Here is a 20,838-nt window from a genome sequence, read left to right as displayed (position 1 = left end):
TGTCACCGCGTCGGGTGGTGGCCCGCGCGGTGCGGTGTCGCCTGCCCGGTGGGACGCGGGGCGAGAGCGGGGGCAGGGCCTCGCCGCCCGGCCGGCCCCGGAGCGCTGTCGCGTCCGTCATGGGGAGTCCTCGCCGGCGGGGACGCGCTTGGTGAACTCGGCGTGGCCGGGCCAGGACAGGACCACGTCGTCGTTCTCCAGACGGGCCTCGGCGAGTACGGGGGTCAGGTCCCGAGCGGGCGCGGCGTCGAGCGCGGCGGCGGCCGAGTCGTACTCCGCGAGCCGGCGCAGGGTCGCGATGGTGGGCGGCATCATCAGCAGCTCGCCCTTGTCGTAGCCGTCCGCCGCGTCCCTGGGCCGGATCCACACCGTGCGGTCGGCCTCCGTGGAGGCGTTGCGGGTGCGCTGGCCCTGCGGGAGGGCGGCGACGAAGAACCAGGTGTCGTAGCGGCGGGACTCGAACTCGGGGGTGATCCAGCGCGCCCAGGCGCCCAGCAGGTCGGACCGCAGGACCAGCCCCCGGCGCTCCAGGAACTCCGCGAAGGACAGCTCCCGGGAGGCCACCGCCGCACGGTCCGCCTCCCAGTCGTCGCCCGTGGTGTCGCCGACGACGGTGTCGGGGCCGGGCCCGGCGAGCAGCACGCCAGCCTCCTCGTACGTCTCCCGTACGGCCGCGCAGACGATCGCCTGGGCCTCGTTCTCGTCGACACCGAGCCTGGACGCCCACCACGCGCGCGTGGGGCCCGCCCAACGGACCTGGTGGTCGTCGTCGCGGGGATCCACACCGCCGCCCGGATAGGCGTACGCGCCCCCGGCGAAGGCCATGGAGGCCCGTCTGCGCAGCATGTGCACGACCGGGGTGTCGGCCGTGTCCTTGAGCAGCATGACGGTGGCGGCCCGCCTGGGGGTCACCGGTGTCAGCGTGCCGGCCGCGAGTGCGCGGATGCGGTCCGGCCACTCGGGTGGGTACCACTGCCCGTTTGCCATGGGCGGAGGCTAACTCGTCACGGGCGGATGTTCGAGTGAGCCTCCGCGATCCTGGCGGTGCCTAGGCGACGGTGAGCTCCACCTGGAGTTCCACCTCGACCGGCGCGTCCAGCGGGAGGACCGCCACGCCGACCGCGCTGCGCGCGTGGACGCCCCGGTCGCCGAAGACGGCGCCCAGGAGTTCGCTCGCGCCGTTCAGCACGGCGGGCTGGCCGGTGAAGTCGGAGGCCGAGGCCACGAAGCCGACGACCTTGACCACGCGCGCGACCAGGTCCAGGTCCCCCGCCACGGACTTCACGGCGGCGAGGGCGTTCAGCGCGCAGGTGCGGGCGAGTTCCTTGGCCTCGTCAGCGGTGACCTCGGCGCCGACCTTGCCGGTGACGGGCAGCTTGCCGTCCACCATGGGGAGCTGCCCGGCGGTGTACACGTACACGCCGGACCGGACCGCCGGCTGGTACGCGGCGAGCGGCGGGGCGACCTCGGGCAGCCGCAGCCCCAGCTCCGCGAGCCTGGCCTCGACGGCGCTCACGGCTTGGGCCGCTTCAGGTAGGCCACGAGCTGCTCGGGGTTGTTCGGCCCGGGCACGACCTGGACGAGCTCCCAGCCGTCCTCGCCCCAGGTGTCCAGAATCTGCTTCGTGGCGTGGACGAGCAGCGGCACGGTTGAGTATTCCCACTTGGTCATGCGGCCGACTTTATCCGCTGCCCGCTCCCCGCCCGGCACGGGTTCCGTCTCGGTCCGGGGTGGCTTCCTCCTCGGTCCGGGGCGGTTTCGACCCGGAGGGGGTGGGGTTCGGCCTCGGGACGGCGCGGGGTCGGTGTGCGGTGGGTTCGGCCTCGGGGCAGCGCTGGGTCGGTGCGGGGGCCCGGCCCGGACCGCGCGGGGTCTGTGCGGGGGGCCGGCCCGGACCGCGTGGGTTTCGGCCGCCGCCTCGCCAGGGCATGACGGCTTAGACGGGCCGGGCCGACAGGCGGGGAGAACACAAGTTGTCCACAGCCTCCCGCGTATGCCGAGCGTCGACTGGTTAGGCTCGAATACGTGAGCAGGCTCCAGGTCGTCAGCGGCAAGGGCGGGACCGGAAAGACCACGGTCGCCGCCGCACTCGCGCTCGCCCTCGCGACCGAGGGGAAACGCACCCTCCTGGTCGAGGTCGAGGGCAGACAGGGCATCGCGCAGCTCTTCGAGACGGAGGCACTGCCGTACGAGGAGCGGAAGATCGCGGTGGCACCCGGGGGCGGGGAGGTGTACGCGCTGGCCATCGACCCCGAACTGGCCCTCCTGGACTACCTCCAGATGTTCTACAAGCTGGGCGGCGCGGGCCGGGCCCTGAAGAAGCTCGGGGCCATCGACTTCGCCACCACCATCGCGCCCGGCCTCCGGGACGTGCTGCTGACCGGCAAGGCCTGCGAGGCGGTGCGCCGCAAGGAGAAGAGCGGGCGGTTCACGTACGACCACGTGGTGATGGACGCGCCGCCCACCGGACGCATCACCCGCTTCCTGAACGTCAACGACGAGGTGGCGGGCCTGGCCAAGATCGGCCCGATACACAATCAGGCCCAGGCCGTCATGCGGGTCCTGAAATCCCCCGACACGGCCGTCCACCTGGTGACGCTGCTGGAGGAGATGCCCGTCCAGGAGACGGCGGACGGCATCTCCGAGCTGCGGGCCGCGAAGCTGCCGGTGGGACGGATCATCGTCAACATGGTGCGGCCCGAGGTGCTGGACGCCGACGAGCTGGAGTTCGCGCGCGAGGTGCCGCGTACGGCCGTCGCCAAGTCGCTCTCCACGGCGGGGCTGGGCGGCGCGCGGCGCGGTGGCACCGCCGAACGCCTGGTTCAGCCGCTGCTCGCGCAGGCCGAGGAGTACGCCGAGCGGTACACCCTGGAGCACGAACAGCGGGGCGTACTGGGCGAGCTGGGCCTGCCGCTGCACGAACTGCCGTTGCTCGCCGAGGGAATGGACCTGGCGGGCCTGTACGAACTGGCCACGGAACTGCGTCAGCAAGGGATCTCATGACTCCGGACCCGGCCACCACGCACGACGCGGCCCCCTCCCACGACGGACACCGGGTGATCGGCTCGGCCCGCCCGCTCGCGGTCGACCCCCTGCTCGACGACCCACGGACCCGCATCGTGGTGTGCTGCGGCGCCGGCGGGGTGGGCAAGACGACCACGGCGGCGGCGCTCGGGGTACGGGCAGCCGAGCGCGGTCGCAAGGTGGTCGTGCTGACCATCGACCCGGCCCGGCGGCTCGCCCAGTCCATGGGGATCGACTCACTGGACAACACCCCGCGGCGGGTGAAGGGCATCGACGGGGACGGCGAACTGCACGCCATGATGCTCGACATGAAGCGCACCTTCGACGAGATCGTCGAGGCGCACGCGGACCCCGACCGGGCCTCCGCGATCCTGGGCAACCCCTTCTACCAGTCGCTCTCGGCGGGCTTCGCGGGCACGCAGGAGTACATGGCGATGGAGAAGCTGGGCCAGCTGCGAGCCCGGGACGAGTGGGACCTGATCATCGTCGACACGCCTCCGTCCCGCTCGGCGCTGGACTTCCTGGACGCCCCGAAGCGGCTCGGCTCGTTCCTCGACGGCAAGCTGATCCGTGTCCTGCTGGCGCCGGCGAAGGTCGGCGGGCGGGCCGGCATGAAGTTCCTGAACGTCGGCATGTCGATGATGACGGGCGCCCTCGGCAAACTCCTCGGCGGTCAACTGCTGAGGGACGTGCAGACGTTCGTGGCCGCCATGGACTCCATGTTCGGCGGCTTCCGTACGCGCGCGGACGCCACCTACAAGCTGCTCCAGGCGCCCGGCACGGCCTTCCTCGTGGTGGCCGCGCCGGAGCGGGACGCGCTGCGCGAGGCGGCGTACTTCGTGGAGCGGCTGGCGGCCGAGGACATGCCGCTGGCCGGGCTGGTGCTCAACCGGGTGCACGGCAGCGGCGCGGCCCAGCTGTCCGCCGAGCGCGCGCTCGCCGCCGCGGAAAATCTTGACGAGCCCCGCATTGTGGATCAGACGGACGGGAAGGCAGTCCGTAACTCTCCCGACACGCAAGGCAGTTCAGCCAGCCCAGGCAGTTCAGGCTCTCCCACCACGAACGGCGCCGAGGACGGCTCCCCCGCCCCGGATCCGACCGTGGAACAGCTCACGTCAGGCCTGCTCAGGTTGCACGCCGAGCGGATGCGACTGCTCTCCCGCGAGCAGCGCACACGTGACCGCTTCACCGCGCTGCATCCCGAGGTGGCCGTGGCCGAGGTGGCCGCGCTCCCCGGTGATGTCCATGACCTGGTAGGTCTGCGGGACATCGGGAACCGGCTCGCGGCCATAAGGCCGGAGCTGCCCACCTCAGACGACTGAACGGCTGCCGGACGAACGGTCTTCAGCCGCGGCAGCCGTAGGGTCGGACGCCGACCGATTTCTGTCGTCCAGTCGTCCGGCTCTGCCGTCCAGCCGTCCAGCGACTGCCGGTTCCGAGGGCCGCAGATCCCGTGCGTCTGCGGGGCCCGGCCGGTGCTCCTCATCGCGGGAACGCCGCTGTCCGAGGGCCGCACGTCCCGCCGCGACCTCGCGGCGTCCGTCGCGACCCGGCCAGGGATCGCATCGCGGCCAGGGATCGCATCGCGGCCAGAACCGATCAGCAGGATCGTCGGATCGGCCGGATGCGTCGCACCCGTCGGATTCCGATCGGTCAAACCCGGACCGTAGCCCGTCCGTTGCTCCACGCCTCGGGGCACCCGAGAGCCGGCACACCTGCCCGACGCGCCGACACCTCAAGGGCGCCCTCGACCGACGTGGTTCGGAAAGGGCCGTCGCCCTCAGCTCACCGCCGCGTAGTTCTCGTAGATCTCGTCATCGTCGAGGGGCAGAATGCCCGCGCCACGCTCGTACTCCGTGCGCGCGGTCTCCAGCAGCCTGCGCCACGACGTGACGGTCGGACGCCTGCGCAGCAACGCGCGGCGCTCACGCTCCGTCATTCCTCCCCACACGCCGAACTCGACGCGGTTGTCCAACGCGTCCGCCAGGCACTCCGTACGCACCGGGCATCCGGTGCACACCGCCTTGGCCCTGTTCTGCGCTGCTCCTTGAACGAACAGTTCATCCGGATCGGTAGTGCGGCAGGCAGCCTGCGCACTCCAGTCGGTTACCCAGCCCATACCGGCGCCGTCCTCTCCCGAATCGAGGCTCCCCCACGGCGGCAGCGGCATATTCACCGCCGCCAGTTGAGGACGTTACGGAAGGTGGGCACAGCGCAACACCCCCTTCGGGCCCAATCTTGAATGGCCCGAACGGACTATGCGTAAGCGGCAGATCACCCGCGGGAGTGACCTGAGGACATACGTGACTATCCCGGCAGATCGGGACGGTTGACATGCGTCACAACGGACACCGAATGACACACGAGGCGTATTCGGACACGGCACCCGAAAAAAATCGGAAGAACGTCAGAACGATTCGGGCTCGCTGGACGTACTTGATACAAGGGCCTACGGCTGTGACAGTTGAGAGCAGCTTAGGCCAACGCCTGCGCGCGTGTCCGGCGAATGGGAACGTAGACAACCGTTCATGTTCTCCCGGCTTTCGCGTCGGTTTCTCGCGCCCGACTTTCGCGTCGGTTTCGTGGCGAGTGTCTCGCGCCAGGCGTCTCGCGCCGGACTTCTCGTGGCGCGCCCGATTTCGGGAGCCGTCAGCACGCGCATGCGCCCGTCGTGCGGACAACGGATGTCACGATCCGGCACCCGTACCCCTCTGGACCCACCTGCTCCTTCGGAACGGTCCTCGCTACGGATTAGGCTGCCCTCATGCCAAACAAGCGCTCGGGTGGTGGTCTGTCCCCCACACAGCAGGCCGCCAAGTTCCTAGGTGTCAGCGTGCTCGCCGGTGCCGTCATGGCGGGCATCGCCCTGCCCGCGGTCGGCGCCCTGGGGCTGGCGGCCAAGGGTTCCGTCGAGGGGTTCGACGAACTCCCCGCCAACCTCAAGCAGCCACCGCTGAGCCAGCGCACCACGATCCTCGACAGCAAGGGCGACTCGATCGCCACGGTGTACAGCCGCGACCGTACGGTGGTCGATCTCAAGGAGATCTCGCCGTACATGCAGCAGGCGATCATCGCCATCGAGGACGCCCGGTTCTACCAGCACGGCGCGATCGACCTGAAGGGCGTTCTGCGCGCGCTCAACCGGAACGCGCGGGAGGGCGGCGTCGCCCAGGGCGCGTCCACGCTGACGCAGCAGCTGGTGAAGAACGTGGCGGTGGAGGAGGCCGGCGACGACCCGACGCTGGTCGCCCAGGCCACCCAGCAGACCCTCGGCCGGAAGATCAACGAGCTGAAGAAAGCCATCCAGCTCGAAGAGGAACTCGGCAAGAAGAAGATCCTCGAGAACTACCTGAACATCACGTTCTTCGGCCAGCAGGCGTACGGCGTCGAGGCCGCGTCCCAGCGTTACTTCTCCAAGTCCGCCAAGGACCTGGATGTGGAGGAGGCCGCGCTCCTCGCCGGAATCGTGCAGTCGCCCAGCCGGTACGACCCGGTGAACGACCCGCAGGAAGCCACCAAGCGGCGCAACACCGTGCTGCAGCGCATGGCCGACCTCGGCGACATCTCGCAGGCGGACGCGGACAAGGCCGCCGAGAAGCCGCTCGGCCTCGACATCAGGAAGCCGAAGAACGGCTGCATCACGGCGGTCAAGGGCGCGGGTTTCTTCTGCGACTACGTGCGTGAGGTGTTCCTGAACACCCCGATCTTCGGCAAGTCCAAGGAGGACCGGGCCAAGATCTGGAACCAGGGCGGCCTGACGATCCGGACGACGATGGACCCGAAGGCCCAGAAGTCGGTCCAGGCTTCCGTCAAGCGGCACGTCTACCAGAAGGACGAGGTCGCCACGGCCGCCACGATCGTGGAGCCCGGCACCGGCAAGATCCTCGCCATGGGACAGTCGAGGCCGTACGGTCTCGACACCAAGAAGAACGAGACGTCGATAAACCTCTCGGTGAACGAGTCCATGGGCGGCGGAGCGGGCTACCAGCCGGGGTCGACGTTCAAGCCGATCGTCGCCGCGGCGGCCCTCGAAGGCGGCATGTCCCCGGGGAAGGTCTACTCCGCGCCGTACAAGATGGCCTACCCGAGCCCGATCTCCGTCTGCGGCGGCGGCAGCTGGCGCAACGGAACCGGCAGCAGCGCCGCGGACCTCGAGAACGAGAGCGCGAGCGAGGTCGGCCCGTACTCCCTGCGGAAGGCGACCGCGCTGTCGGTCAACACCTACTTCGTGCAGATGATCGCGGACATCGGCATCTGCCCGGTGACGAAGATGGCCAAGAAGATGGGCGTCGAGCGGGCCGACGGCCGCAAGATCGACCAGGCGCCGTCGATAGCTCTCGGCACGCAGGAGATGTCCCCGCTGACCATGGCGAACGCGTACGCGACCTTCGCCGCGCGCGGTATGTACTGCACGCCGGTCGCCATCGAGTCCATCACCCAGCGGGTCGGCGACAAGTCGAAGTCGCTGGAGGTCCCGAAGTCGACGTGCTCGCGCGCCATGTCCGAGAACACCGCCGACACCATCAGCGCCCTGCTCAAGGGCGTGGTCGAGGACGGTACGGGTACGGAGGCCGGCCTCGGCCCCAGCCGTCCCAGCGCTGGTAAGACCGGTACGACGGACGGCCGTTACGCGGCTTGGTTCGTGGGCTACACCCCGAACATGGCCGGCGCCGTCTGGGTGGGCGACCCCGCGCACGAGCGCCAGATGGTGAACATCACCATCGGCGGTGTGGGCTACAGCAAGGTCTTCGGCGGAAAGGTCCCCGGCCCGATCTGGCGCGACATGATGTCCGGTGCGCTGGAGGGCAAGCCCCGCCCCGACTTCAACAAGGTCTACCTCCCCGAGGACCGGCCCCGCGACCGGGACGACGACAACGACAACGACGGCCGTGGGAACGGCAACGGTGGCAACGACGACAACGGCAACGGTGACGACCGCGGCAACGGCGGCGGCTTCATCGGTGGCATCGACGGAGACACCAGGTTCCCGACCCCGGAGTTCAGCATCCCGGAGAACTGGATCCAGGGTCAGACGAACGGCGGGAACAACGGGAACGGGAACGGCAATGGCGGCGGCTTCGGCTGACGAGCCGCGGTGGCGGTGAACGTGACGTCACCGACGACCTGACATGCATACGGCGGTGGGGCGCCCCTTCTCAAGGGGCGCCCCACCGCCGTTGTGATGGTGCTGAGGCGCGGGAGCGGGAGCCAGGTCCGGACGCTGCCGCGGGAGCGGGAGCCGGGTCCGGAAGATTGCTCAGGCGCCCGTGAGCTGCTGCTTGACGATGGCGGCGACCCGGCCGCCCTCGGCGAGTCCGGCCACCTTCGGGTTGACGATCTTCATGACCTGGCCCATCGCGCGCGGGCCCTCGGCACCGGCGGCCCGGGCCTCCTCGACGGCCTGGACGACGATCTGCTTCAGCTCCTCGTCGGACAGCTGCTTGGGCAGGTACTCGGCGAGAAACGCGCCTTCCGCCTTCTCCCGCTCGGCCGACTCGGGGCGGCCGCCCTGGGCGAAGGCGTCCGCGGCCTCGCGGCGCTTCTTCGCCTCCTTGGTGATCACCTTGAGCACCTCGTCGTCGGACAGCTCGCGCTTCTCCTTGCCCGCGACCTCTTCCTTGGTGATCGCGGTGAGGGTCAGCCGGAGCGTCGAGGAGCGGAGCTCGTCGCGCTCCCTGATGGCGGCGTTGAGGTCTTCCTGCAGCTTCGACTTGAGCGTGGTCATGGGGCCGATTGTCGCAGGTGTGATGTGGGGAGCGCGCCTTGATTTCGCTGGTGTGTGCGGATCGGTGGGGCGGATCGGTGGGGGGTGGGTGCGCGGGATGGGCGTGCGGGGCGGGCGCTGGTCGGACCGTGGTGAGGCCGAGGCCGAGGCCGAGGCCGGGTGCGGGCCGGCTGCGGGTCGGGGGCGGGTCGGCTGCGGGTCGGGGGCGGGCTGGTTGCAGTCCGGCCACGGGTCGGGGGCGGGCTGGCCGGCTGCGGGCCGGGGGCGGGCTGGCCGGCTGCGGGCCGGTGGACAGTCCGGAGTGGGTTGTCCACAGGGGGAGTTGACGATCGGTGGCGGGTGGTCGGCGGTTGTCCACAGGCGTGCGCTCGGGTTCGGCGGGGTCTGACACGATGGACACATGCAAGCGCGATACGGAGTACCTCTGGGGATCGCGGCGGTCGGTGCCGCCGGTGTGGTGTATGCGGCGGGCATCGAGGCCCGCTCCTTCCGACTGCGGCGGGTGACGGTGCCGGTGCTGCCACCGGGTATGCGGCCGCTGCGCATACTCCAGGTCTCCGACATCCACATGGTGAGCGGACAGCGCAAGAAGCAGCGCTGGTTGCGTTCCCTGGCCGGGCTGCGTCCGGACTTCGTGATCAACACCGGTGACAACCTCTCCGACCCCGAGGGCGTCCCCGAGGTGCTGGACGCGCTGGGTCCCTTGATGGAGTTGCCGGGCGCGTACGTCTTCGGCTCGAACGACTACTACGGCCCGACGCTGCGCAACCCCGCCCGCTACCTGCTGGAGAAGGTCCAGGGCCGCCACGGTCTGAACGGCAACAAGCCGGTGGTCGGCGCGGTCCACAACCCGTGGGAGGACCTGCGGGACGGCTTCGACGGGGCGGGCTGGCTCAACCTCACCAACACCCGCGGCACGCTGAAGATCGAGGGCATGGCGGTCGAGCTGACCGGCCTCGACGACCCGCACATCAAGCGGGACCGCTACGCCCGCGTGGCAGGCGGCCCGTCCGACTCCGCCGATCTCTCCCTGGCCGTCGTCCACGCTCCCTATCTCCGCGCCCTCGACGCCTTCACCGCCGACGGCTACCCCCTCGTCCTCGCCGGCCACACGCACGGCGGCCAGCTCTGCATCCCCTTCTACGGCGCCCTCGTCACCAACTGCGACCTCGACACGGACCGCGTGAAGGGCCTCTCCACCCACACGGCGGACGGCCGCACGGCGTACCTGCACGTCTCGGCCGGCTGTGGCACGAGTCGCTACACCCCGGTGAGGTTCGCGTGCCCGCCGGAGGCTTCACTGCTGACGCTGGTGGCGCGGAAGGGGTAAGGGGAGTCGCGGACACGACTGCCGGGGCTGCCCGCGAGGCTGCCCGGGCGGGGCGGGTGGACCGGCACGGGAGGCGATACGGCCCGCGGCGAACCCGCTGGTGAGGCGTCACCTCGTACGGATCATCACGAATGGCCCGTTTCGTCCGGGCGCCCTAGCGTGAGCGCATGACCTCACCGATACCCAGGGACATCCCCGACCTGCCCGCGATCTCGGGCATCCCCGCACCGGTGACATCCGTCGTGCCGGCGACGGCGGTGGTAACGCCGACACGACGCCGACCGGCGGCGGTGTACCGTGCCCTGGTCGCGGTGGCAGCGACAGCGGCCGTGGTGATCGAGATGACGCTGGGCAGCCCTCTGCGGGCGTTCAGCCACTTCGCTGTCCAGAGCACGGCCCTGGTGGCGCTGGTCTTCGCCGCCTCGGCCCGCGGCGCGTGGTCCGCCCGCCGCCCCCTGCCGTCCTGGATGACGGTCGGCACGGTTCTCTACGCCGTGATCACGGCGCTGGTCCACCATCTGGTCCTGACGCGGGACGCGACGGCGTTCTCCATGACGATGACGTCGACAGGCGCCCCGGCCGCCCCCACCGGATGGCTCGCGTTGACGGACGTCGCCTTCCACACCGCGATCCCGCTCGCTGTGGTGGTGGACTGGCTGTTCCTGACCCGCCCGGCGCCGCCCCGCCTCAGTATTGCGGCGGCCTGGCTGCTCTACCCGCTGGGGTTCCTGGCGCTCACGCTCGGCCGAGCCGCCCTGGTGACCCCCGACTGGCCGGCCCCGTACCTCTACCCCTTCCTGGACGTCGAACGCCACGGCTACAAGAGCGTCCTGGGCAACGCCCTGCTGCTGGGCCTCGCCTTCTACGCCCTCGCCCTTCTCCTCATCGTCGTCGACCACCTCCGCCCCGACCCCGTACACCCACGCAGGGGCCGCCCCGACCGCCCTGACCGACGCCCCGAAAACCGGATTTCGTCTCCCGCCCCCGGTGGGCTAAAGTAAACGACGTCGCCGCGACAAGCAGTGACAATCGGGGTGTAGCGCAGCTTGGCAGCGCGCTTCGTTCGGGACGAAGAGGTCGTGGGTTCAAATCCCGCCACCCCGACAGTGAAGTACCAGGTCAGGCCCTGGATCCGGAGATCGGATCCAGGGCCTGACGGCATTTCTGGGGTGTCTGGGTGTCAGCTGGGTGTGATCTTGGGGAGCGCGTCCGGCTCGGCGGCACGCTGTTGCAACAACTCGTCCAGGATCCGTACCGCGGAGCGGGGCGCCATCGCCAACCGCTCGTCGAGCGCCGCGAACCAGATCACGGTCAGCTGCTCCATCAGAGCCGCACGCATCGAGTCGGTGATGTGGGTGTACCGAGCGCTGATCGATCCGTCCTCGTGGCCCAGGCGGTCATCGATGAGGACCTTCGGTGTGCCGAGTTCCTCGAGAAGAGTCCGGTTCCCATGCCTCAGGCTGTGCCGGGTCAGCCCGGACCTGATGGGTAGCCAGCACGCCTCCGCACGCGCCGCCGCGCCGCGCCCCCGCACCGGAATGCCCGGCCACGGTTCTGCAGTCACTGGGACAGGGTGGGCGTCCTGCGGCGCCTTCTTCGGATACCAGCCCGAGGCTGCTGGCGTGAAGATCCATGTGGCATGTCCGGAGCGGCGCCAGTGCGCTGCCTCGCGGTCAGTGCCGGCGGGGCGTTCGTAGCCGAGTTCGGAGATGGCCAGCTCCACCTTCACCCTGGTCGCCTCGGCAACCGCGTCCGGTCGGTTGAGGACGTTGGAGATCGTGCCGGTGGAGACTCCGCACGCCTGGGCGACCTGCTTGAGCGTGGGGCCGCCCCGCTTCTGGCCGGCCATCCCGCGCCCGGTGAAGGCGTAGACGAGGCCGTGGCACGGGCACGCCGCGCCCGGAGTCCGGGCGAAGAAGCGGGCGTTCAGATCGGCCTGCCACACAGGAGTGTCGATCGTGCGATAGCTGTCGTCCTTGGGAGGGCAGCGTTCCAGCTGGCCCGAGTCCAGCTCGTACAGCTGCCACTCGACGCGGATGGACCGCGCCTCCGGCCTGGCGAACTGGCGCTCAAGGCCGACGATCTCGCCCCACCGCATCCCGGTATAGGCCTTGTTGATGCTGGCCACGAACTCGTCGTCGCGGCCCGAGAGCAGTGACGCGCGCTCTGCGACGAGCAGGGCGCCGAGCATGGAAGTGATCTTCTTCTCGGGTCCCCTGGACCGGCTTCTTCCCTGTCGGCGTCCCCGGCCTCGCCGGCGTTCCGCGACATTCTTCGGCGCGTACTCCTCATCCACTGCGTCGGCGAGAATCAGATGCAGCAGCGACCGCCGGGTCCGGATTGAGGACGGCATGGCGCCTGACGCCTTCTGCTCCCGCTCCCACTTCGAGATCATCTCCTTGGTGATGTTCCGAATGGGCTGGGTCCCGAACGCGGGCAGCAGGTGGGCGAGTGACCGCCGGTAGTTCTGCATGGTGGACGAGGCCAGGTCCTGCTCCTCGATCCACGTCTCGGTGTACTGAGCGAAGGTCTTCTGCCCCGCCTCGACTTGAAGCTCCGGCGGTGTCCAGCGCCCCTTCTTCGCTTCCTCGTACGCCTCGACCTCCGCCTTCTCAGCGGCCTTCTGCGCTGTGGTCTTGGTCGGGTAGCGGACGGCCTTGCCGTCCGCGTCGACCACGACACCTTGCGCCTTACGGTCCGGACGCTGGAAGCAGGCCCTGTAGTAGGGCTTGCCCCCGCGGCCTGTTCGTTTCTCCGCGTAGGCCACGTTCTTCTAACCTCCTCGCGCCACCAGAGCCTGAATGAGCTCCGCGGCCGTGCAACTCCCCTCCTTCAGCGCAGCCTCGAGCTGCTGTGCGGTCGGGGAGTTGATCAGATCTGCGTTCAGGCGCAGCACGCCGTCGGCGTGCTCGTGGTCCACCCACATGACGACGTTGGGCGGAACGCCGGGCACTCTCTCTACACGAGCCTGATCCTGCGCAGGCGTCGGCATAGGTCCCCCTGCCGAAATCGGTTTTGGCCCCCTCATCCGGTCCTGAGATCTGATCACAAAGACACGGATGACGGCAGAGGGTATTCAAAAGTAACTCAGAATCACTCTTTCGACTGGTTTCCCGTTTCATCTGCGGAAACATGGACGGTCACTGCGCGCAGCGCCGCCAAGAGTTCTTCAGGGGACTGCCCCTCCTCGCCGCGTAGGACGATGGTGGCGCGGACCTTGCCCGTCGGCGTCTCTACCTCGACCACCTGGGATTGCAGCAAGGGTCCGCGCCGCAGGGACTCCTGCACATCGACCGCCAGGTCCATCGTGGCGCCGTTCCCCTCAGCGCTACCGGCGTCCTGAGGGTCGGCATCACGGAGGACCGGCTCGCGGCCAGCCAACACGCGCTCCGGTGAATCGTCCGTCCACCCGACTACGCGCGCGTACTCCCGGATGGTCGGCGTCATCCTCGCGACGGAGCCACGCTCGATGTTCCCGACTGCGCCCCGGGTCACGCCAACGGCTACGGCGATCTGCTGCTGCTCGATGCCGAGGTCTGTACGTGCCGCCCGCAGTTTCTCGCCGAGGCGCGTCCACTTAGTGGCCATGCCGCACATCATGCCCTACGCGTACGCAACAGCGCACGGCCGTGACCAGCACTTTAGGGGCGGATGTGTTGCATTTCAGACGGAAGAAGTGCGCCGGTAGCGCCCCGCTGACGCAGCGTCACGCCTACTTACTGACGCCAGAAGTACTCCATATGTGTTGCATGAGTGCAGTGCCATGTGTAGTTTCTGTACGTGGCACCGAACGGAACGGCAATACGGGCTATCCGCCAGGGCAAGTCTCTGAGCCTGCGTGATCTTGCTGAACTCGCGCACTGCTCAGCGGCAACGCTCTCTCGAATCGAGCGAGGGGTGACTCAAGACCCTGGTGAGGCCCTCCTCAGCCGCCTGGCGAAAGCACTGGCCGTGCCGGTCGACGACATCACCCAGGGAGGACAAATGGCCGCGACCACGGCCAAGGAAAAGGTTCCGCCGCGCGAGGTTCCCTACCCGGGCACCCCGGAGGGCGAGCTCTTCCACTACACGCCCGAGGAGGCGGCCGGGTTTCTTCCCTGGTCAGCGCTCCAACTGAGGCGCAAGGCGTACGCCCGAGAGATCCCTTACAACGATGGCGCGAAGCGGGTCTCCTTCACGGGGCGTGACATCCGCGAGATCAGCGAGATGACCGCTGTCCGTCCGCTCTCCGAGACCACGCAGCGTCGGAGCGCCTGACCCCACATGCGAAACGGGGCCGCGGACCCTGCCCGGTCCCGCAACCCCGCCGAAGAAATCGCCTCACCACAACGCAATGAGGTTCACATGCAACAGGCTACCCACCCCGCCACGCCCACTGCACCCGTCGAGGCCAGAGAGCCGGAGCCGCCCGGCGCAACCCTGCTGCAGGCCCACGCAATGGCCGGCGTCATCATCGGCCAGCTGACCACCAGCCCCCGCGACATCGGCGCCCGACGGGAGATCACGGGCGAGTACAGCGTCAACGTCTTCTGGAGCGGCGACGTCTCCGGCGTCCGCGCGCTCGCCTCCTGGGCCGACTCCACATGGGGGCTGGTCCCGAACCTCCTGGGCTACGGCGTCTTCGCCGAGACCCGGCCCCGCGTGGACGGCGTACAGATCGTGGCCTGGGCGGTCCTCAACCCGGAGGAGGCCGCAGCCGCCGAGCAGCTGCTCGCCGTCGACCGCGCTACTCCTCCGGCCGCTGCCGAGCCTGACACGGACGCCGAGCCGGTGCCGCTCAGCGACGCCGCCCCCGCCGCCCAGGACGAGACCGCCCTGTACGACCAGTCGATGGACCGGTACGCCGCGTCCCTCGGCGGGAGCGTCGTCGCCCTGGTCCCCGCCGTCGAGGCCGGCACCACCGTCGTCGACGGCGACACGGTCTCGCTCACGGCCGCCCGCGTGGAGCCCGGCCACATGGTCGTCCGCCCCCCGGCCGCCGGCGGTGAACTGTGAGCCGCGACCACCAGCACCTGATCCACGGAGCCGTGACCACCATCACCGCCCTCCGCGACCTGCCGCTCGACCACCACCAGGTCGAGGTCCTGGCCGTGGACCTGACCCCGTTCCTCACGGCGATGCTCGCCGACACCGACGCCGAGCTGGCGGACATCCTGCCCGTCGAGTACGCGCTCACCGACCAGGCCGGCCCCGCCGACCGGACCATCACCGAGTACGACGGCTGCACGTCGTCCATCCACCCCGAGGTGGAGGAAGACTCCCCGGCCGCGCTCCTCGCCCTCGAGCTGCGCCGCCAGCCGGACGTCACCGCCACCGACGTCCCCACCCGTACGCACCTCACCCTGACCGTGCAGCCGCAGTCCCTCCACGGCTGGAGGTGGTGGCGCCGCAAGCTCGCCGTCGGCTCGATCCTCCGGCACGGCACCGTCGTCTCCGGCACCGGCCACTACGGCGAGATCACCGTCCAGCTCCGCGGCCCCAACGTCGGCGAACTCCTCGACAACCAGGCCGTCCACTCTGCGACCCGGCTGCAGGACTTCCTCTCCGTGCGCCCGGCCGGACACCCGTGGTGACCGACGGGCTGGCCTTATGGCTGGTCATCACCGGATCCGCCCTCGGCACCGGCGTCGTCCTGTGGCTGCTGAAGCTGCTGATCGACGCCACCAGCGACACCGCCCCGACCACGAAGCGGCCGCCCAAGCCCGCCGCCCCGGTCCCGGCCGAGCCGCTCTGGCCGGCCACCCCCGCCCCGCACGCCCACACCCACACGTGCACCGGCGAAACCCTCCACCTCACCACCGTCCAAGCCCACCGCGCCCGCCACGCCAAGCCGAGGACCGCCGCATGATCGAGCACACCTACTTCGGGTGGGACGAACTCACCCACACCACCACCTGCACCAACCCCGCCTGGGACATCGACGTCCGCCACGACCTCGGCATCCGCCCCATGGCCGACGCCGCGATCCGCCACGGATGCCCCGACCAGCACTGCGCCCACGAGGGCGGCCTCGACCGCGTCACCGTCCGCATCATCTGCCGCTCCTGCGACACCGCGCACCTCATCACCGGCGAATCCCTCACCCGCACCGCCACCACCACCGCCGCCCTCGGCTACGGCCAGCCCCCGCGCGAGACGGCCGGCCTCTACCTGTGGCCCGGGCGCCCCGTCCTCCACGGCTACGGTCCCGGCCCCTCCGGCCTCGACGACCAGCCCCACGAGTACCTCGTCACCACCACCCTCCTCGACCGGCTCACCCCCGAGGCCTGCGTAGGCGCCATCGGCCGCCACCACACCGCCGGCGGACGACTCCGCTGGTGGGCCGGAGCCATCCCCACCCCGCCCCCTCGGCGCCTGCGCCTCGAGCCCGGCGAGTACCGACTCACCTGGGCCCGCCGCACCAGCGACAACCGCACCGTCGACCAGGCCGCCGCCTGGGTCGCCAGTGTCATCGACCCCGCCCAGCAGCAGCCCCTGGTGGTAGCCGTATGAACCTCGTCGAACTCGCCCTCACCACCTACACCGAGGGCACCGCAGCCCAGGCCGAGCAGGACGCCGAGTACGCCGTCGAGGCGCAGCGAGAAATCGTGCGACTGGCGCGGGCCTGCGCCGGCAGCACGCTCTGCACGGATGCCACCTCCCTCGACTGGCAGTACACCGCTGAAGGCCTGCCCGAGCAGGTGGAAGAGGCGCGCGCCTTCCTGGTGCCGGGTCTCCCCGAGTACCTGCGCTACCGCATCGACCACGAAGCCGAGAACGTGTCCTTCGACCTGGTCCGGCCGTGCGTGGCCTGCGGACACGACCGAATCGACAAGGTGAACAGCCTGTTCGACCTCGGCCTGATCCTCCACCAGGACGAGGAGCCGGCCCCGGCGGAGACCGCCGAGGCGGACGCCGTGCCGGGCCCGCTCGCCGCACTCGAGGCACTGCAGACCTGCACCGCCCGCATGGCCACGCTGGGCCGCCGCTTGACCGCTGAACACCCCGGCCTCACCATCACCGCCGCCTACACCTTCGGCCACGACGACGCCTCCAGCAACGGCAAGCTCCGCCTCAAGGCCGACACGATCGAGAGCCTCGAAGAGATCGCCCGCACCCTCGGCGTGGAAGTGACGGACCAGACCCGCGGCGGAACCAGCCCGCACGTCCTCGTCTTCCGTCACGTCAACGCCGCCACCGAGGTCGACGGCATCGAGGTCGAACTCCGCGCCACCCACCAGCTCACCGTGGACGAGGCAGCCACCTGGCGGGCCAAGCAGGACCAGTCCGCTCAGGCGGGTGACGCGTGATGGAGCAGCCCAGCCTCCGCGACCAGCTCGGCGAGGCGCTCATCGCCGCGGCCGCCGTGCCGCACACCATGCCCGTCGAGATCCTCGGCCAGGCCGGCACCCTGACCGACGCCGTCCTGCCCGTCGCCCAACGGGCAGCCGAGACTGCCGCCCGCACCGCCATCGAGCAGGCCGCCACTCTCTTCGAGGACCGCGGCCGGGCGCTCCTCGACGGTGGCCTCACCGACTGCGCCGAAGTCGCCAGGCTGCTGCGTGAGTTCGGCACGCTTCCCGCTGACACGGCGTTCCCCGTGCCCCGCACCGAGCGGTCGTACTGGCAGGACATCGCCGCCGCCCTCAACGCGGCCGTCGCCGCCGGTATGCCGATCGGCATCGACATCGACGGCACCGTCACTGATCACAACGCCTGGTCGGTGGTCTGGAACGCGCCCTTGGAGCAGTGGACGGTCTCCGGGTACGAGGCCGATGGCGGTGAGGGCTGATGGCTGCCCGTCCCCGTGCTCAGCGTCCTCGCATGGCCGAGACCGGCAAGGCCCAGCAGCAGGCCCGCCAGGTCTGGAACGGCGGACTCGTCGGCACATCCCGGCCCGGCGACCACGTCCCGCTGTTCCACACCTGCACGGCCCCCGGCTGCACCCGGTGCGCGGCCATCGACCGTGCCCGCGCCGACCTGCGCACCGGCGGCCACAGTGGCGGTGCCCGATGACGGCGCGCGCCGCGGTCATCGCCGCCGCCCTCCACCAGCCGAACCTCCGCCGCCCGTACGTCGGGCACGAGGTCCGGGCGGGTGTCGTGCAGCTGCTCGGCCGTAGCACGGACCCCGACTGGACGGCCACCATCCCGCAGCTGGCCGAGGCCATCGACAGCGCGCTGACGATCAGCGAGGAGAAGGACACCCCGGCCGGCGCCCAGCCGACCGGGGCGGCGTCCACTGCTCGCGCCCAGATCCTCACCACCCTGCAGGCCGCCGGCCACACCCCCAAGGCCGCCGCCGAACTGCTCGCCCAGGCCGACCGCGAACCCCACGACGTCGACCCCGACCCGGACTTCCGGGAAACCCTCGGCGGCGGCCACGCCCTGGTCGTCCAGTACGGCGACTGCGAACTCCACGGCACCTGCCAGTGCGGCAAGCGCTTCGGCACCACCACTCCGGACGCCAGCCTCGACACGTTCGTCGGCCCCTGGGAGCACCACACCAATACGGAGGTGCGGTGAGCAGCCTGCCGACCTGCCCCGTCCTTGACCTCCGGCCCGGCGACCAGGTCCGCCAGCCCACCGGGGACTGGTTCACCGTCGCCACCCGCCCCAAGGCCAACCCTCGCGGCTCCGTCCTCACCTGGTCCTACCTCGGCGGCAGCACCGGCCGAGCCGACTGGCTCGACCACATCCCCTGCCGCCCCGCCCACCGCGAAGGAGCACGGCCGTGACCCAGAGCGCCCAGATCGCCGCCGCCCTCCTCGGCCTGGCCGCCGCCATCGCCTTCGCGTCCGGCACCCCGCACCTGCGCAACCGCCGTACGGCCGGCGCCTACACCGGCTTCCACACCGATGACCCGGCGGCCCCGCCCGCCGAGTGCGAGGGCACCTGCCCAGGGGCCACCGAGCACGAGGACGACGGCGACGGAACCGCCACCTGCCCCGGCTGCGGCACCCCCCGCCAGCGCCCCGCCCCGGATGCGGCCTGACCCGCCCCCATACCGCCGGTCGGGCGGGACGTGACCTGACACCTCGTCCCACCCGACCGGCCCCAAGCCCTGAACGGAGCCTCATGACCGAGCAGTTCGTAGTCCTCGCCCTGCCGGTGCGGGACGTACGACTCGGTGACATCACCGACCACCTCGGCGGACGCATGCGGGTACGGGAGATCGTCCAGCGCACCGGCCAGTGGGACCTGGCCGGAGACCCGCCCGAGGCCCTCTCCGCCTACACCCCACCGCACCCGCCGACGGCCCGCCGTACTGATTACCCGCGCGACGTGGTCCGGGTGTGGCGCACCCTCGACGCGATCGGCCCGGTCCGCGGCCACGGGCGGAAGATCACTCACGCGGACATGGTGGTCCGCGGCTGGTACCGCTTCTACAGCTCCCACACCGCTGGCTGTTCCTGCGGCTGGCGCGATGAGACCACGCACACCTACAGCTCGCTCGCCGAGACCGCGTGGCTGAACCACAAGGCCGCGGCGCTGACCGCCGCCGCGTACCAGGCGCAGCCCGCGCTGCGCCTGGTGACCGAACTGCAGGAAGCCAACACCAGCCTGGCACCGGTCCCGTGGACCTTCGGGCCGGTCTACAACGGTCCGGCCGCGGGCGGCGGCATGGCGAAGGGACGCCTGGACGGGCTGCCCGTCGACCAGGCCCGCGCCGCGATGGCCGGATGGGCCGGCGTGCTGGGCGCGGAGGAAGTCCAGGAGTTCCGGTACCCGGCGCGCCAGGGGCCGCGCGGGTGGAGGCCGCCGCGCACGGAGCTGACGCTGTCGGCGGACGGCGGCGACCGCGCCCTGGTCGAGCTGGCCGCGTACATCGAGGAGCCCGGCACTGGGCCGGAGTCCGGTGCCGCCGTGCCCTGGGAGCCCGACGCCGACCGCGACCCCCGCCAAGGACGCCGAGGGGTGAGCGAGGACCGTCCCGGCCCGGAGTGCCGGCACTGGATCGGATCCGAGCGCCGTCACTGCCGGGCCGTGGACGGCATCCGCCCCTACATCCAAGGCCTCCGCTGCCCCCTCCACACCCCCAACGCCCTCGCCGGGAAACCCGAACCCCCGCCCGGATACGGCCGCCCGCCCAGCGAACTCCCCCTCAGCCCGCAGTCCGCCTCCGCGCTCGCCGACGACCGCGCGATCGCGTCCGGCAAACGCCGCTCCACCCCCGCCGCCTACCGAGCCGCCCAGGAGGCGGTCGACCACCGGAAGGACCTGAACCTATGACTTGCCCGACCACTCCGCGCCCGTCGCCCGCCACCATGGGCCCCCGCCGCACCCCGCCCAAGCCCACCACTCCGGCCCCCGCCGCGGCCCCGAGCCTGCCGCCCGCGGCGGACACGCAGCCCGCTCGGACCCCGGCTGAATCCATCGCCCCGGGTCAGCTGAAGGGCGACGAGAACCTGCGCAGCCTCTTCCCTCGCGCCCTGCGCATGAGCCGCATGCACCCTGAGGCCCGCCTCGTCGCGCTCACCCTCCTCGGCTACGCCCATTACAAATCCGGCCTGGTCAACAGCCGCAACCGTCCCGACATCGAGCAGCTGGCCGAGGACACCGGCCTCACGACCGGTCAGGTCCAGGTGCAGCTGCACGTCCTGACCCAGCGCGGCTGGCTCTACACCCGCCTCCTCACCCGGGGCTCGTACAACGGCCAGCCCGGACTGTTCCTCGCCATCCCCTCCTTCCTCCTCGAGCCGGCCCGCGCCGAACGCGCCGCATACGCCGCCGAACGCGCCCAGTACATCGCCCACGCCACCGGCGGTGACCAGTGAGCC

The 20,838-nt window shown here is 70.7% G+C and carries 25 protein-coding genes and 1 tRNA gene; 19 read left to right on the top strand and 7 right to left on the bottom strand.

Annotation, left to right across the window (positions count from 1 at the left end; translation table 11 throughout):
* Positions 1 to 117 precede the first annotated feature (117 nt).
* The 3 genes from H4687_RS25615 to H4687_RS25605 form a co-directional block, all read right to left on the bottom strand.
* Positions 118 to 987, bottom strand: a complete 870-nt coding sequence (locus H4687_RS25615) for an NUDIX hydrolase (protein WP_046917963.1) — start codon at positions 985 to 987, stop codon at positions 118 to 120.
* Positions 988 to 1,048: 61 nt separating this feature from the next.
* Positions 1,049 to 1,516 carry a RidA family protein gene (locus tag H4687_RS25610; protein ID WP_046917964.1) on the bottom strand — a complete coding sequence of 156 codons (468 nt, stop codon included), beginning with the start codon at positions 1,514 to 1,516 and terminating at the stop codon, positions 1,049 to 1,051.
* Positions 1,513 to 1,671, bottom strand: a complete 159-nt coding sequence (locus tag H4687_RS25605; protein ID WP_005476015.1) for a DUF4177 domain-containing protein — start codon at positions 1,669 to 1,671, stop codon at positions 1,513 to 1,515. Before H4687_RS25605 ends, H4687_RS25610 begins: the two co-directional genes overlap by 4 nt.
* Positions 1,672 to 2,025: 354 nt before the next feature.
* On the opposite strand from H4687_RS25605, the gene H4687_RS25600 reads away from it, so the two are divergent.
* Together H4687_RS25600 and H4687_RS25595 are read left to right on the top strand one after the other, a co-directional pair.
* The gene (locus H4687_RS25600) at positions 2,026 to 3,003 is read left to right on the top strand and encodes an ArsA family ATPase (RefSeq protein WP_046917965.1); all 978 of its coding nucleotides are present in this window, start codon (positions 2,026 to 2,028) and stop codon (positions 3,001 to 3,003) included.
* A complete protein-coding gene (locus tag H4687_RS25595) occupies positions 3,000 to 4,346 on the top strand; it encodes an ArsA family ATPase (protein WP_046917966.1) in 1,347 nt (448 codons plus the stop codon). The genes H4687_RS25600 and H4687_RS25595 overlap by 4 nt, the downstream gene beginning before the upstream one ends.
* A gap of 458 nt (positions 4,347 to 4,804) precedes the next feature.
* On the opposite strand, the gene wblA is transcribed toward H4687_RS25595, so the two are convergent.
* Positions 4,805 to 5,143, bottom strand: a complete 339-nt coding sequence (gene wblA / locus H4687_RS25590; RefSeq protein ID WP_013001830.1) for a transcriptional regulator WblA — start codon at positions 5,141 to 5,143, stop codon at positions 4,805 to 4,807.
* A gap of 645 nt (positions 5,144 to 5,788) precedes the next feature.
* Here wblA and H4687_RS25585 point away from each other — a divergent pair.
* Positions 5,789 to 8,110 (top strand): transglycosylase domain-containing protein, encoded by a 2,322-nt coding sequence (locus H4687_RS25585; RefSeq protein WP_179860053.1) that lies wholly within the window; start codon positions 5,789 to 5,791, stop codon positions 8,108 to 8,110.
* Positions 8,111 to 8,281: 171 nt separating this feature from the next.
* Here the strand turns inward: H4687_RS25585 and H4687_RS25580 are convergent, their stop codons facing one another.
* Positions 8,282 to 8,749 carry a GatB/YqeY domain-containing protein gene (locus H4687_RS25580; protein ID WP_046917968.1) on the bottom strand — a complete coding sequence of 156 codons (468 nt, stop codon included), beginning with the start codon at positions 8,747 to 8,749 and terminating at the stop codon, positions 8,282 to 8,284.
* 400 nt (positions 8,750 to 9,149) lie between these two features.
* Here H4687_RS25580 and H4687_RS25575 point away from each other — a divergent pair, with 400 nt between their 5' ends.
* The 3 genes from H4687_RS25575 to H4687_RS25565 all read left to right on the top strand — a co-directional run bounded on the left by H4687_RS25575 (position 9,150) and on the right by H4687_RS25565 (position 11,183).
* Positions 9,150 to 10,079, top strand: coding sequence for a metallophosphoesterase (locus tag H4687_RS25575; RefSeq protein ID WP_050399528.1), 930 nt, complete (start codon positions 9,150 to 9,152; stop codon positions 10,077 to 10,079).
* 167 nt (positions 10,080 to 10,246) lie between these two features.
* On the top strand, positions 10,247 to 11,080 hold the full coding sequence (locus tag H4687_RS25570; protein ID WP_050399527.1) for a Pr6Pr family membrane protein: 834 nt from the start codon (positions 10,247 to 10,249) through the stop codon (positions 11,078 to 11,080).
* 29 nt (positions 11,081 to 11,109) lie between these two features.
* Positions 11,110 to 11,183 (top strand) — tRNA-Pro (locus H4687_RS25565).
* Between the two features lie 76 nt (positions 11,184 to 11,259).
* On the opposite strand, the gene H4687_RS48120 is transcribed toward H4687_RS25565, so the two are convergent.
* Positions 11,260 to 12,846, bottom strand: coding sequence for a LacI family DNA-binding transcriptional regulator (locus tag H4687_RS48120; RefSeq protein ID WP_050399526.1), 1,587 nt, complete (start codon positions 12,844 to 12,846; stop codon positions 11,260 to 11,262).
* Positions 12,847 to 13,172: 326 nt separating this feature from the next.
* The gene (locus tag H4687_RS25555; RefSeq protein WP_050399524.1) at positions 13,173 to 13,667 is read right to left on the bottom strand and encodes a helix-turn-helix transcriptional regulator; all 495 of its coding nucleotides are present in this window, start codon (positions 13,665 to 13,667) and stop codon (positions 13,173 to 13,175) included.
* 192 nt (positions 13,668 to 13,859) lie between these two features.
* On the opposite strand from H4687_RS25555, the gene H4687_RS25550 reads away from it, so the two are divergent.
* The 13 genes from H4687_RS25550 (at position 13,860) to H4687_RS25490 (ending at position 20,835) form a co-directional block, all read left to right on the top strand.
* Entirely contained in the window at positions 13,860 to 14,336 is a 477-nt protein-coding gene (locus H4687_RS25550) for a helix-turn-helix domain-containing protein (RefSeq protein ID WP_159056088.1), read from the top strand.
* 87 nt (positions 14,337 to 14,423) lie between these two features.
* Complete coding sequence (locus H4687_RS25545) at positions 14,424 to 15,074, top strand: hypothetical protein (RefSeq protein WP_159392236.1); 651 nt, start codon at positions 14,424 to 14,426, stop codon at positions 15,072 to 15,074.
* 32 nt (positions 15,075 to 15,106) lie between these two features.
* Complete coding sequence (locus tag H4687_RS25540; protein ID WP_159392235.1) at positions 15,107 to 15,652, top strand: hypothetical protein; 546 nt, start codon at positions 15,107 to 15,109, stop codon at positions 15,650 to 15,652.
* Positions 15,649 to 15,927, top strand: a complete 279-nt coding sequence (locus H4687_RS25535) for a hypothetical protein (RefSeq protein ID WP_159392234.1) — start codon at positions 15,649 to 15,651, stop codon at positions 15,925 to 15,927. The genes H4687_RS25540 and H4687_RS25535 overlap by 4 nt, the downstream gene beginning before the upstream one ends.
* Positions 15,924 to 16,571: a hypothetical protein gene (locus H4687_RS25530; RefSeq protein ID WP_050399519.1), complete on the top strand. Its 648-nt coding sequence runs from the start codon at positions 15,924 to 15,926 to the stop codon at positions 16,569 to 16,571. The genes H4687_RS25535 and H4687_RS25530 overlap by 4 nt, the downstream gene beginning before the upstream one ends.
* Entirely contained in the window at positions 16,568 to 17,368 is an 801-nt protein-coding gene (locus tag H4687_RS25525) for a hypothetical protein (protein WP_192781718.1), read from the top strand. The genes H4687_RS25530 and H4687_RS25525 overlap by 4 nt, the downstream gene beginning before the upstream one ends.
* Complete coding sequence (locus H4687_RS25520) at positions 17,368 to 17,850, top strand: hypothetical protein (RefSeq protein ID WP_050399517.1); 483 nt, start codon at positions 17,368 to 17,370, stop codon at positions 17,848 to 17,850. Before H4687_RS25525 ends, H4687_RS25520 begins: the two co-directional genes overlap by 1 nt.
* A 32-nt stretch (positions 17,851 to 17,882) precedes the next feature.
* Positions 17,883 to 18,074 (top strand): hypothetical protein, encoded by a 192-nt coding sequence (locus H4687_RS25515; RefSeq protein WP_050399516.1) that lies wholly within the window; start codon positions 17,883 to 17,885, stop codon positions 18,072 to 18,074.
* Positions 18,071 to 18,583 (top strand): hypothetical protein, encoded by a 513-nt coding sequence (locus H4687_RS25510; RefSeq protein ID WP_050399515.1) that lies wholly within the window; start codon positions 18,071 to 18,073, stop codon positions 18,581 to 18,583. Before H4687_RS25515 ends, H4687_RS25510 begins: the two co-directional genes overlap by 4 nt.
* Entirely contained in the window at positions 18,580 to 18,795 is a 216-nt protein-coding gene (locus tag H4687_RS25505) for a hypothetical protein (protein WP_050399514.1), read from the top strand. The genes H4687_RS25510 and H4687_RS25505 overlap by 4 nt, the downstream gene beginning before the upstream one ends.
* A complete protein-coding gene (locus tag H4687_RS25500; protein WP_050399513.1) occupies positions 18,792 to 19,052 on the top strand; it encodes a hypothetical protein in 261 nt (86 codons plus the stop codon). The genes H4687_RS25505 and H4687_RS25500 overlap by 4 nt, the downstream gene beginning before the upstream one ends.
* A gap of 83 nt (positions 19,053 to 19,135) precedes the next feature.
* Positions 19,136 to 20,290 (top strand): hypothetical protein, encoded by a 1,155-nt coding sequence (locus H4687_RS25495; protein ID WP_192781717.1) that lies wholly within the window; start codon positions 19,136 to 19,138, stop codon positions 20,288 to 20,290.
* Positions 20,287 to 20,835 carry a helix-turn-helix domain-containing protein gene (locus tag H4687_RS25490; RefSeq protein WP_159026245.1) on the top strand — a complete coding sequence of 183 codons (549 nt, stop codon included), beginning with the start codon at positions 20,287 to 20,289 and terminating at the stop codon, positions 20,833 to 20,835. The genes H4687_RS25495 and H4687_RS25490 overlap by 4 nt, the downstream gene beginning before the upstream one ends.
* Positions 20,836 to 20,838: the final 3 nt, after the last annotated feature.

Origin of the sequence: Streptomyces stelliscabiei (assembly GCF_014873495.1) — a bacterium.
Classification (GTDB): domain Bacteria; phylum Actinomycetota; class Actinomycetes; order Streptomycetales; family Streptomycetaceae; genus Streptomyces; species Streptomyces bottropensis.
The sequence above is the reverse complement of the archived record's forward strand: the minus strand, read 5'-3'. Positions and strand labels throughout refer to the sequence as shown.

Bases quoted from the DNA above. Each gene is read 5' to 3' on its own strand.
- H4687_RS25615 (WP_046917963.1), bottom strand. From the start codon at position 987: ATGGCAAACGGGCAGTGGTACCCACCCGAGTGGCCGGACCGCATCCGC.
- H4687_RS25605 (WP_005476015.1), bottom strand. From the start codon at position 1,671: ATGACCAAGTGGGAATACTCAACCGTGCCGCTGCTCGTCCACGCCACG.
- H4687_RS25595 (WP_046917966.1), top strand. From the start codon at position 3,000: ATGACTCCGGACCCGGCCACCACGCACGACGCGGCCCCCTCCCACGAC.
- wblA (WP_013001830.1), bottom strand. From the start codon at position 5,143: ATGGGCTGGGTAACCGACTGGAGTGCGCAGGCTGCCTGCCGCACTACC.
- H4687_RS25585 (WP_179860053.1), top strand. From the start codon at position 5,789: ATGCCAAACAAGCGCTCGGGTGGTGGTCTGTCCCCCACACAGCAGGCC.
- H4687_RS25580 (WP_046917968.1), bottom strand. From the start codon at position 8,749: ATGACCACGCTCAAGTCGAAGCTGCAGGAAGACCTCAACGCCGCCATC.
- H4687_RS25575 (WP_050399528.1), top strand. From the start codon at position 9,150: ATGCAAGCGCGATACGGAGTACCTCTGGGGATCGCGGCGGTCGGTGCC.
- H4687_RS25570 (WP_050399527.1), top strand. From the start codon at position 10,247: ATGACCTCACCGATACCCAGGGACATCCCCGACCTGCCCGCGATCTCG.
- H4687_RS25555 (WP_050399524.1), bottom strand. From the start codon at position 13,667: ATGGCCACTAAGTGGACGCGCCTCGGCGAGAAACTGCGGGCGGCACGT.
- H4687_RS25545 (WP_159392236.1), top strand. From the start codon at position 14,424: ATGCAACAGGCTACCCACCCCGCCACGCCCACTGCACCCGTCGAGGCC.
- H4687_RS25530 (WP_050399519.1), top strand. From the start codon at position 15,924: ATGATCGAGCACACCTACTTCGGGTGGGACGAACTCACCCACACCACC.
- H4687_RS25525 (WP_192781718.1), top strand. From the start codon at position 16,568: ATGAACCTCGTCGAACTCGCCCTCACCACCTACACCGAGGGCACCGCA.
- H4687_RS25520 (WP_050399517.1), top strand. From the start codon at position 17,368: ATGGAGCAGCCCAGCCTCCGCGACCAGCTCGGCGAGGCGCTCATCGCC.
- H4687_RS25515 (WP_050399516.1), top strand. From the start codon at position 17,883: ATGGCCGAGACCGGCAAGGCCCAGCAGCAGGCCCGCCAGGTCTGGAAC.
- H4687_RS25510 (WP_050399515.1), top strand. From the start codon at position 18,071: ATGACGGCGCGCGCCGCGGTCATCGCCGCCGCCCTCCACCAGCCGAAC.
- H4687_RS25495 (WP_192781717.1), top strand. From the start codon at position 19,136: ATGACCGAGCAGTTCGTAGTCCTCGCCCTGCCGGTGCGGGACGTACGA.
- H4687_RS25490 (WP_159026245.1), top strand. From the start codon at position 20,287: ATGACTTGCCCGACCACTCCGCGCCCGTCGCCCGCCACCATGGGCCCC.